The sequence below is a fragment of the Tardiphaga robiniae genome, from assembly GCF_013359755.1.
In the GTDB taxonomy this organism is placed as follows: domain Bacteria; phylum Pseudomonadota; class Alphaproteobacteria; order Rhizobiales; family Xanthobacteraceae; genus Tardiphaga; species Tardiphaga robiniae.
Genome location: NZ_JABMCJ010000061.1, coordinates 44,602 through 53,323, shown reverse-complemented (window position 1 = coordinate 53,323; position 8,722 = coordinate 44,602). Strand labels below are relative to the sequence as shown.

Genomic DNA, 8,722 nt, shown 5'->3' with positions numbered 1-8,722 from the left:
GCCAGGGACGCTTGTTAGCGCGGGGCGGGATGTGGCGCCTGCGGGCGGGAGGGAGACGTTCCCTCACGCACTCGGGAGGCCTTGGGTCACCGTCCGGCCCCACTACGGGGGTCTGCCACTCATGCTGGCTGGACGTGGCATCGGTGAACGGCGGGAAACCGTCGGGATAAGCGGACTGCGGAGGTCTGCGCCTTTGCCCGGAAGAACGGTCCCGGGGACAGAAATCGCCACGGTGGAGCGTCGAAAGGCGTTTCCGCGGCCTCTGCTGTCCGGCGATCCGGACACTACGCTGCGGCACTGTTACCAAGTCGCGCCTTTCGGCGCTTCATCTCCCTCATTTTCGAGGGAGAGCACCGGGACTGCCACTCACGCGCTCAGGCGCGGGCAAGGACGGCGCGTGACCGTCACCCAAGTCACTCATATCCAGTCATCATCGTCACAACGGGAGTTCACATGATCATCTCGCAACACGACGCCTGGCATCTCGCGCAGCGCGCCAGGGACAAGAGCGACCTGGCGGCCAAGCGGCTGTCGGATATGATCGTCGCCGCCTGCATCGAGGAGATCGAGCGCGGCAATGCGAACATCCTGCGCACCCATCGCACTTGCGTCATCAAGGCCTGTCGTCGTGCACACCATTGCACAGGCAGTCGGCCGATCTGTCTTCTGTTTCAACGACGGCGTGTTCTGAATGCAGAGCAGCAGCAAGCGATGCTGGACGAAATGTATTGGCGCGTCCTGGAGGCGCTCGTCGCCAGCGAGGCGGCGTGATGGATTTGTTAACCGGCCTTGCTTCCTGCGGCGGCGCTGCCGTGACACCGCATGCGGGGTCCGTTAGTGTCGCGCGCAATAGTGCGCGCCGATGCGCGCTTATAGCCGGGGTTTTGCGACATGCGCGCAGTAACGATGATGACGTTTTCCGCTTTGCACCCGCGCGGCATCGCGCTCGCTGTCATCGCGGTGCTGGCGCTGCTCGATATCACGCTGCTGGTGGCGCGGGAATTGCCGAGCGTGCCAGTGCTGCAGAAGGTCGGTTTCGATATGGAGTCCGCCGGCTTCAAGGCGCGCTTTGCCAACGATGCCGCAGGGAAGGCGGCCTTAAGCAAATTGCCGGCCTATCGCTTCGTCGTGCACACCACGCCGAACGGTCCGCGCTATCTCTATGCCGATCCCGCCAAATGCATGTGTACCTTCGTGGGAAATCGCGACAACTATCTCAACTATCAGGATATCGTGCGCCGTGGCCTGCCGCAGGCGGATTACGTGGCGCCGGATTACAAGACGCAGGCGAGTGCGCTGCTATCGGACGATCCGATCGCGTCGGACCAGATCGACTGGCAGCCCGACAGTCTCGCGGATGCGTTCCGGGATTATTACTGATCTCGATCTCTCCCCGCCTGGCGAAGCTTGGCTTCAACCGGCGGGGAGAGATCAGAACATCAGCCGTCGATCTTGCCCGCGATGATCGGGCCGAACAGCTCCCACTTCTCGCCCTTGAAGCGCTGCATCTGCAGCTGCTCGATCGGGTAGAAGTCGGTCGCCGAGGTCGAAATGGTCACGCCGGGCAGCAATGTGTCGGGCGCGAATTCCTTGAGGTTGGCTGCTTCCTTCATGATGTTCGCGCGGGTCAGGTTGTCACCGGCCTGCTTGAGCACCTGAACGATGGTCTGCGCCTGGCCATAGCCATAGACGACCGAGCCGTCGCTCCTGTCCATGGTGGGCGCATATTTGGCGAGGAAGGCGTAGAATTTCTTCATGCCCTCGTCATTGTCCCAGCTGGAATCGGCGCCGTCCTTGGCGTAGTTCGCCGACAGGATGCCCTGGGCGATCTCGTAACCCGCCGGCTTCATCACGCCGCCGACCGAAGAGCCGACATTGCTCTGGATGAAGGTCGGTTTCCAGCTGAGCTCCGCCACTTTCTTGATCGCCTGCGCAGCGAATTTCGGCGTGGTGAAGCTGACAAAGGTGTCGGCATTGGTCGACTTCAGCTTGACGATATGGGACTCGATGGTCGGCTCCGACACTTCATAGCTTTCCTCGGCGACGATCATCGATGCAGCCTTGGCGCCGAGACCATCCTTCAGACCCTTCAGCATGTCCTTACCGAAATCATCGTTCTGGTACATGATCGCGATCTTGGCGTCGGGCTTTTCCCTCAGCAGATAGGCTGCATAGATCCTGGACTCGCTCTGATAGGCAGGCTGCCAGCCCATGGTCCAGGGGAAGTCCTTGTAGTCGCCGAACTTGGTGGCGCCGGTGGCCACGAACAGTTGCGGGACTTTCTTCGCATTCATGTATTTCTGAATGGCGGAGTTCGACGGGGTTCCGAGCGAGCTGGCGATGAACAATACTTCGTCCGACTCGACGAGCTTGCGCGCCTGCTCCACAGCCTTAGGCGGCGAGTAGCCGTCGTCATAGGTGATGTAATTGATCTTGCGGCCGTTGATGCCACCCTGATCGTTGATCATCTTGAAATAGGCTTCTTCCATCTTGCCGATCACGCCATAGGCGGATGCGGGCCCGCTATAGGGCATGATGTTGCCGATCTTGATCTCGGTATCGCTGGCGCCGGTGTCGTATTTTTTCTGGGCGAAGGCAGTACCGCCAAGGGCCGCACTGAGGGCTGCGGCAACCGTGAACGTCATTGCACGCGAGCTGAACGAAGGCATTTCTGATCTCCCTGATCATTTGATGAAGCCGCGCGTATTCTTGTTTTTTGTTGAATGCTGCGGCGCGTTGGATTGAATACTTTTCCACTGCAACTGGCAAGAAAAAGCCCCTCACGACTTTCGTCGTAAGGGGCTGTTTTATTGGGCATTATCGCTGTCGTTCCGGGGCGTATGCGCGCCTTCGCGCGTGCGAACCCGGAACCTCGTATTGTTCATCACTCATGTCGAGATTCCGGGTCTACCCTTCAGTCGACTTCGTCGCCTTTCGGGCATCCCGGAATGACGGTTGAGTTTACCCGCCGAGCTTGCTGTCGATCGGCGGGCCGAACACGTCCCACTTCTCGCCGGTGAAGCGCATCATGCGCAGTTGCTCGATCGGGTAGAAGTCGGTCGCCGAGGTGTTGATCTTGACGCCCGGCAGCAACGTGTCGGGTGCGAAGTCCTTCAGGCTGGCGGCCTGTTTCATGATGTTGGCACGGGTCAGGTCGTCGCCGGCCTGCTTGAGGACCTGAACCACGGTCTGTGCCTGGCCGTATCCATAAGCAGCCGAGCTTTCGGCGGGATTGGCGAAGGGGGCGTATTTGGCCAGGAAGTCGAGATACTTCTTCATGCCCTCATCGTCCTTCCACTGCGGATCGATGGCATCCTTGGCATAGGCCAGCGACAGCACGCCCTGCGCGTTGTCGATGCCGGCGGGACGCATCACTGCGCCGACCGAGGAGCCGACATTGCTCTGGAAGAACATCGGCTTCCAGCCGATCTCGGCCACCTTCTTGATCGCCTGCGCGGCGAATTTCGGCGTCGAGATCGAGACGAAGATGTCGGCGCCCGATGCCTTCATCTTGACGATGTGCGAGTCGATGGTCGGCTCGGATACTTCATAGCTGTCTTCAGCCACGATCATCGAGGCCTTCTCGCCGAGGCCGTCCTTGAGGCCCTTCAGCATGTCCTTGCCGAGGTCGTCGTTCTGGTAGAACACGGCGATCTTGCCGTTCGGCTTCTCGGTGATCGCGTATTGCGCGAAGATGCGGCCTTCGCTCTGATAGGCTGGCTGCCAGCCCATCGTCCATGGCGCGGTCTTGTACTCGCCGAACTTGGTCGCGCCGGTGGCGACGAACAGCTGCGGGATCTTCTTGGCGTTCAGGTATTTCATGATCGCGGTGTTCGACGGCGTGCCGAGCGGACCGAACACGAACAGAACTTCGTCGGATTCGACGAGCTTGCGGGTCTGTTCCACAGCCTTGGCCGGGCTGTAGGCATCGTCATAGCTGACGAAGGTGATCTTGCGGCCGTTGATACCGCCCTGATCGTTGATCATCTTGAAGTAGGCTTCTTCCATCTTCCCGATGATGCCGTAGGCCGAAGCCGGGCCGCTATAGGGAATGATGTTGCCGATCTTGATCTCGGTATCGCTCGCCCCGGTGTCGTATTTCTTCTGGGCATTCGCGGAAGTTGAGAAGGCGAGAAACGCAAACGCCGCGCTCGAGAGCGCGGCGGTGCGCAGAAAGTTTCTGCAGTTCATAGGTCCTCAGTGTTTACGTAGTTTGCCTATCAAGCCCTGTGCCAAATAGGCGAGTTGCCTGGCCCCGTTCGGGAGCAGGAAGATGATGATGATCAGGATGACGCCGAACACGGCGCCAGACAGACCCTTCGAGACGTGTTCCGCAATATTCGGAACGAAGACGATGAAAGCCGCACCGGCGAGCGAGCCGGGAAGCCAGCCAACGCCGCCGACGACCATGCCGAGGAACAGCGCGATGGCGAGCTGGATGGTGTAGCCATCCGGTGCCACGAACTGCACGGCGATGGCGCCGAGACCGCCGGCAACGCCGGTGATCCCTGCGCTAACGCCGAAAGCCAGCGTCTTGTAGAGCGAGACGTCCACACCCATCGCCGAGGCGGCAATCTCGTTGTCACGGATCGCCATCATGGCTCGGCCCGACCGCGACTTCAGCAGGTTGACCGAGAGGATGTAGATCAGGATCGTGACCGCGAGGGTGAAGAAGTACAGCCACATGTCCTGCGACACTTTCAGACCCAGCGAGGCCAGGATTTCCGGTGCATCAGGCTTGGTGACGACAAGGCCCTGCACGCCGCCGGTCCAGTGTTCGAACACGCCGAGCTTCAGAAGTTGTGGCATTGCCACCGCGAGGGCGAAGGTCGCCAGCGCAAGGTAGATGCCGGAGAGCCGAAGCGCCGGCAGGCCGAACAGGAAGCCGGCGATGAAGCAGACGAGGCCGGCGACAGGAAGCGTCAGTGCGTAGTTGACGCCGACATGTTCCATGAGGATTGCCGACGTATAGGCGCCGAGGGCGTAGAACGCGCTCTGGCCGAGCGAGAACTGGCCGCTGGCGCCGGTCAGGATGTTCAGCGCGAGAACCGCGATGGCGTAGATCAGCCACATCGTCATCTGGAAGATGATGAAGTTCTTCACGAATAGTGGTGTGACGATGAGCAGCGCCAGGATGATCAGCGATGCCAGCGGGCCGAGCGCCATTGCCTTTTTGGGAACGGCAGCGACCGCGGGAGCGGCGGAGACGTCTTGAACGGTGCTCATGATCAAACTCGCTTCACGATGGCACGGCCGAACAGGCCATTGGGTTTGACGACCAGCACGGTGATGATCAGCGCCAGGGCGATGGGCAGTTTCAGCTCATTGCCGACACCCGGGATATAGGTGCCGACGAGGTTCTCGAAGACGCCGACAAGGAACCCGCCAATGACAGCACCCAGTGGGCTCGTGAGCCCGCCGACGACGGCCGCGGCAAATCCGTAGATCAGCACGCCGCCCATCATGTTGGGCTCGAGGAACACGACGGGGGCGATCAGCATGCCGGCGATCGAACCGATCGCGGCCGCCATGCCCCAGCCGAGTGCAATCATCCATGACGTGTTGATGCCGACCAGCCGCGCCGATTCAGGCATCGACGCCGCTGCCCGCATCGCAAGGCCCACGCGGGTGTAGCGGAAGAAGATGAACAGCAGGACGAGCAGGATGATCGTCACGCCGATCATGCCGGCCTGATGCGTCGAGATCAGCTGGCTGCCCAGGAACGGCGACGAGCCGAACGGCGAGGGAAACTGCTTGATGGTGAAGTCCCAGGTCAGGCCCGCGACGCTGTTGATGATGGCGAACAGCGCGATGAAACCGGCGACGTGGGTCAGCACCGGCGCCTTGGCGAGCGGCTTGAACAAAGCCCGCTCGATGACGATGCCGCCGACAAAGGAGAAAATCAGCGTCAGCGCGAATGCGCCCCAATAGGGTATGCCCCACTGCATCATCTGCCAGGCGACGAAGGTCGAGAACATCGCCATTTCGCCCTGGGCGAAGTTCAGGTGGTCGATCGCCTGGTAGATCATGACCACGGCGAGCGCCATACAGGCGTAGATCGCGCCGGTGGCGATGCCAGCCAGGACTTGGTTGGTAAAGAGTTCCATGGCCGCCCCCTCAATATCCCAGATACGATTTACGGACGTCTTCGTTGTTCGCGATCTCGTCGGCTGTGCCGGACATCACGATGCGTCCTGTTTCGATGACATAGGCCTTGTCGGCGAGTTCGAGCGCGAGCTGCGCGTTCTGTTCGACCACAAGAATGCTGACCTTGTCCTCGCGGTTGATCTTGCCGAGGATCTTGAACAGATCCCGCACGATCAGCGGCGCGAGACCGAAGGACGGCTCGTCCAGCAGCATCAGGCGGGGACGCAGCATCAGCGCGCGGGCGACCGCGAGCATCTGCTGTTCACCGCCGGACAGCGTGCCGGCCTGCTGGGTGTGGCGCTGCTTGAGCACCGGGAAGTGGGCATACATGCGCTCGATGTCGTCACCGATCGCCTTGGTGTCCTTGCGGCTGATCGCGCCGAGCTGCAGGTTCTCTTCCACCGTCATGGTGGTGAAGGTGCCGCGGCCCTGGGGAACATGGGCGATGCCCAGCCGCACGATGCTTTCGGTCGACTTGTTGTCGAGCTTCTTGCCCTCGAACTCGATCGAGCCCGTGGAGCGGATCATGTTGCAGATCGAGCGCAGCGTCGTGGTCTTGCCGGCACCATTGGCGCCAAGCAGGGTGGTGAGGCTGCCTTCCTGCAGTTCGAATTCGAGGCCGTGCAGTGCCTGGACCTGGCCGTAATACGCACGCAGGTCTTTTACGTGAAGCATCGCGGTCATGAGTCTTTGTCTCCCAGATAGGCCTTGATCACAGCAGGGTCTTTCTGGACGGCAGCAGGTGTGCCTTCAGCGAGCTTCTTGCCGAAATTCAATGCGACGACATGGTCGGCGATCGACATCACGAGACCCATGTGATGCTCGACCAGGAGCACCGTCACGCCGCGATCGTCGCGGATGCGGCGGATCAGGTCGCCAAGAATGTAGACTTCCTCATGGTTGAGACCGCCTGCGGGCTCGTCGAGCAGCAGGATCTTCGGTTCGGCGGCGAGCGCACGCGCGAGTTCGACGCGCTTCTGCGTGCCGAAGGGAAGACCGCTGACGATCGTATCGGCAACGCTGTGCAGATCGAGATAATCAAGGATGTCGTTGACGTCCTTGTTGATAGCAGCTTCGCCTGATCGCACCCATGGCAGCTTCAGCGAATCGCTGATGATGTCGCTGTTGGTGCGCGCATGCTTGCCGACGCGGACATTGTCACGCACGGTCAGGTTCGGAAACAGCGCGACGTTCTGGAAGGTGCGGCCGATGCCGATCTCGGAAATCTTGTGGGCCGGACGATTCAGGATCGTCTGGCCGTCCATCAGGATATCGCCCTTGCTCGGCTGGTAGAGCCGGCTGAGACAATTGAACAGCGTGGTCTTGCCGGCGCCGTTCGGTCCGATGAGGCCGAGGATGTGACCCTTCTGCATGTCGAACGAGACGCCGTTCAACGCGATGATGCCACCGAACACAACGCTGACGTCGCGAACCGAAAGCAGCGGCGCCGTCGATGCGACGGGCGCGCGCTCTGCGAGTTGTGCCTGTGTCATGTGCGGCGTCCCTCGATCGTCGGCTGCGGCGAAGTCTTGCGCAGGTCACGACGATGAAGGCTGTCAGAGCCCTTCAACAATGCGTGCAACTTTCCCTCCTGATTTGATTTTTTTGCTGTCGAGTTTTTTGGATTGTGGTGCAGCTGTTCCCCCGAGCGCCGCTTCGATGTTTCTTACCATCGCCAATAGCCGAGGTCCAATATCGTTGAGCAAGCGCTCTTCCGTGAAACGGAACGCGGGCGCGCCGCAATTAAAGGCATAAGGACCGGTGCCGTCATTCAATGTCATTGCAACACCGGCAGCGTGCACATCGTCCTGCCACTCGCCAGCCGAGATGACGAAGCCGTGGCGTGCGACCATTTCGCCCGCACGTTCGAGTCCATCACGCATCTTCGACCAGCGATGTCCGTAATGTTCGCGAAATTCGCGCAATAATTGGGCACGTTCTTCCGGCGGCAACGCCCAGAAATAAGCGCGGCCCATCGCCGTGGTTGCAATGGGGATGCGCGAGCCGACGTCGAGTTGAACGCCAACAGTGAGACTGGAACGGCTCTGCCCGAAATAGATCATGCTCAACCGATCGCGCGCGCCGACTGCGCAGGCGCCGCCGGTCTGCCGCATCAATTCGTCGCGAAATGATTCCGAGAGATGCTTAACGCCTAAGTTCGCAAGTGCAGCATACCCCAGGGCCATGGCTGCTGGCGCGAGTTGATACTTCTCGAAGCGTGGCACAGGTGTAAGGTAGCCCAACTTCGTGAGTGTGTAAGTCAATCGCGAGATGGTTGGCTTCGGCAATTTGGTGCGGGCGGCAATCTCCTGATTACCGAGAAGCCCGTCATTGGGGCGAAATGCACGCAAGACATCCAGGCCGCGAGCCAAGGCGACGACGAAATTGCGATCTGTCGCCACATTCTTCGCTGGACGTTTCATGCTTCCCAAAATTTGGTTTTGTCAGTTTCATACGATTGCACCACGGCCCTCGTTGACAAGGGACGCTCTTCAAAATAACCCTCCGTGTCAAGATGTGGAATTAAATTTCGCAGTGCGAAACTAAGAAAATCAGATCGGTAAACGTAGCCAAG

At 60.2% G+C, this 8,722-nt stretch carries 9 protein-coding genes; 2 read left to right on the top strand and 7 right to left on the bottom strand.

Annotated elements, in window-relative coordinates:
• The first annotated feature begins 453 nt into the window (after positions 1–453).
• Positions 454–771, top strand: a complete 318-nt coding sequence (locus tag HP556_RS01670) for a hypothetical protein (RefSeq protein WP_175365671.1) — start codon at positions 454–456, stop codon at positions 769–771.
• Positions 772–891: 120 nt separating this feature from the next.
• A complete protein-coding gene (locus HP556_RS01665) occupies positions 892–1,380 on the top strand; it encodes a hypothetical protein (RefSeq protein WP_175365670.1) in 489 nt (162 codons plus the stop codon).
• 59 nt (positions 1,381–1,439) lie between these two features.
• Here the strand turns inward: HP556_RS01665 and HP556_RS01660 are convergent, their stop codons facing one another.
• The 7 genes from HP556_RS01660 to HP556_RS01630 form a co-directional block, all read right to left on the bottom strand.
• Positions 1,440–2,645 (bottom strand): ABC transporter substrate-binding protein, encoded by a 1,206-nt coding sequence (locus tag HP556_RS01660; RefSeq protein WP_246297313.1) that lies wholly within the window; start codon positions 2,643–2,645, stop codon positions 1,440–1,442.
• A 316-nt stretch (positions 2,646–2,961) separates the two neighbouring features.
• A complete protein-coding gene (locus HP556_RS01655) occupies positions 2,962–4,191 on the bottom strand; it encodes an ABC transporter substrate-binding protein (protein WP_175365668.1) in 1,230 nt (409 codons plus the stop codon).
• 6 nt (positions 4,192–4,197) lie between these two features.
• Entirely contained in the window at positions 4,198–5,226 is a 1,029-nt protein-coding gene (locus HP556_RS01650; RefSeq protein WP_093759247.1) for a branched-chain amino acid ABC transporter permease, read from the bottom strand.
• 2 nt (positions 5,227–5,228) lie between these two features.
• Positions 5,229–6,107: a branched-chain amino acid ABC transporter permease gene (locus HP556_RS01645; protein ID WP_089261600.1), complete on the bottom strand. Its 879-nt coding sequence runs from the start codon at positions 6,105–6,107 to the stop codon at positions 5,229–5,231.
• A gap of 10 nt (positions 6,108–6,117) precedes the next feature.
• On the bottom strand, positions 6,118–6,831 hold the full coding sequence (locus tag HP556_RS01640; RefSeq protein WP_116663743.1) for an ABC transporter ATP-binding protein: 714 nt from the start codon (positions 6,829–6,831) through the stop codon (positions 6,118–6,120).
• A complete protein-coding gene (locus tag HP556_RS01635; RefSeq protein ID WP_093759246.1) occupies positions 6,828–7,640 on the bottom strand; it encodes an ABC transporter ATP-binding protein in 813 nt (270 codons plus the stop codon). The genes HP556_RS01640 and HP556_RS01635 overlap by 4 nt, the downstream gene beginning before the upstream one ends.
• A 63-nt stretch (positions 7,641–7,703) precedes the next feature.
• Positions 7,704–8,570, bottom strand: coding sequence for an IclR family transcriptional regulator (locus tag HP556_RS01630; protein WP_120288678.1), 867 nt, complete (start codon positions 8,568–8,570; stop codon positions 7,704–7,706).
• Positions 8,571–8,722: the final 152 nt, after the last annotated feature.